The organism is Phyllobacterium sp. P5_D12 (assembly GCF_054049495.1).
Genome location: NZ_JBFUMG010000802.1, coordinates 1 through 1547, shown reverse-complemented (window position 1 = coordinate 1547; position 1547 = coordinate 1). Strand labels below are relative to the sequence as shown.

Below are 1547 nucleotides of genomic sequence, written 5' to 3'. Positions count from 1 at the left end.
GTGGACCGTGAGGGGATGACGGTCGTGCCGTTGAAACTCTACTTCAACGACCAGGGCCGGGCCAAGCTCGAGATAGCGGTCGCGCGCGGCAAGAAGCTGCATGACAAGCGCGAAACCGAAAAGCAGCGCGACTGGAACCGCGAGAAATCACGGCTCATGAAAGAGCGAGGCTAGATTTTATCTAGCGATATCATCGAGATAGCCTCTAACCTCTGCGAACACACCCTTGAACATCTCCGTCGTCAACCGGCCGGTATTGGTGTTGTAGCGCGAGCAGTGATAGCTCGAAAAGATCCGGATTTTGCCGATGTCCGATTGCCCGCCATGGYTGAAGGGAAACTTCGCCACGGGCTGGCCAAAGGCCCGGATCGTCGATTGGTGCGCGATGGTTCCGAGGGTGACAATGGCGCGCAAGTTGACGAATTGTTCGATGGTCGGGGTCAAAAACCGCCGGCAATTGCTGATTTCGCCGCCGACCGGCTTGTTTTCCGGCGGAACGCAGCGAACCGCATTCGTGATGGCCGCATCGATCAGCTGCAGGCCATCGTCGGGACGCGCTGCGAACGTGCCGCGCGAAAAGTCGAATTCATTCAATGTGTTATAGAGAAGATCGCCGGCATAGTCGCCGGTGAAAGGCCGCCCCGTGCGGTTGGCGCCGCGCAGGCCGGGAGCCAGACCGACGATGAGCAGCCTGACCGATTGAACGCCATCGACCGGGAGGAAGGTTGGTACAGGCGCGTTGTGCCAGCCCGGCTCCTTCACCCGCCATTCGGCGATGAAATCATGCAGGCGGACACATATGGGGCAATCGGGAGAGGGTTCGACGCTCAAACCCGTTGCGATCAATAATCGACCTGTTCTTCTTCAACCCGCGGCCGCGGCGACCGTTCGGATGGCTCACGGCCGATCTCGGCCCGCAGCGATGTCAGATCGATGAAATGATCGGCCTGGCGGCGCAATTCGTCCGAAATCATCGGCGGCTGCGTCGATAGCGTCGAAACGACGCTGACCTTGCGGCCCTTGCGCTGCAGCGCCTCAACCAGCGAGCGGAAATCGCCGTCGCCGGAGAAGATAACGAAATGATCAACCGTATCAGTAAGTTGCATGGCATCAACAGCAAGTTCGATATCCATATTGCCCTTGATCTTGCGGCGGCCCGCAGAATCCGTGAATTCCTTCGCAGGCTTGGTCACGACCTTGTAACCATTATAGTCGAGCCAATCGATCAGCGGTCGAATTGAAGAATACTCCTGGTCTTCGACCAAAGCAGTATAGTAATAGGCGCGTAACAAATAGCCGCGTTTTTGGAAAGCTGAGAGAAGTTTGCGATAATCTATATCAAATCCGAGTACCTTGGACGCAGCGTAGAGATTTGCACCATCGATAAACAGGACGATTTTTTCGCGGGGATCAAACATAATAACGTTCCATTTCAAAAATCTGAGCTTCAATTTCAATCAGCTGGAGAATAACAAAGCCCGATCTGATCTTATACGAAAGTAGAATATTTAATTACGTCGGGTTGGGCCAAAAGCCAAGACCTTGAT

3 protein-coding genes are annotated in these 1547 nt (G+C 55.0%); 1 reads left to right on the top strand and 2 read right to left on the bottom strand.

The features are described 5' to 3' along the window. Positions 1 to 174 (top strand): SsrA-binding protein (locus ACXJ5O_RS26555; RefSeq protein ID WP_457302519.1); only part of this gene is annotated, 174 nt, incomplete at its 5' end. A 3-nt stretch (positions 175 to 177) separates the two neighbouring features. Here ACXJ5O_RS26555 and ACXJ5O_RS26550 read toward each other — a convergent pair. Then, positions 178 to 831, bottom strand: a complete 654-nt coding sequence (locus tag ACXJ5O_RS26550; protein WP_457302518.1) for a uracil-DNA glycosylase — start codon at positions 829 to 831, stop codon at positions 178 to 180. An 11-nt stretch (positions 832 to 842) separates the two neighbouring features. Next, a complete protein-coding gene (locus tag ACXJ5O_RS26545; RefSeq protein WP_210001967.1) occupies positions 843 to 1418 on the bottom strand; it encodes a LabA-like NYN domain-containing protein in 576 nt (191 codons plus the stop codon). Between the last annotated feature and the right edge of the window lie 129 nt (positions 1419 to 1547).

Excerpts from the sequence above, each read along its gene's own strand:
- ACXJ5O_RS26545 (WP_210001967.1), bottom strand. The coding sequence starts at position 1,418 with ATGTTTGATCCCCGCGAAAAAATCGTCCTGTTTATCGATGGTGCAAAT.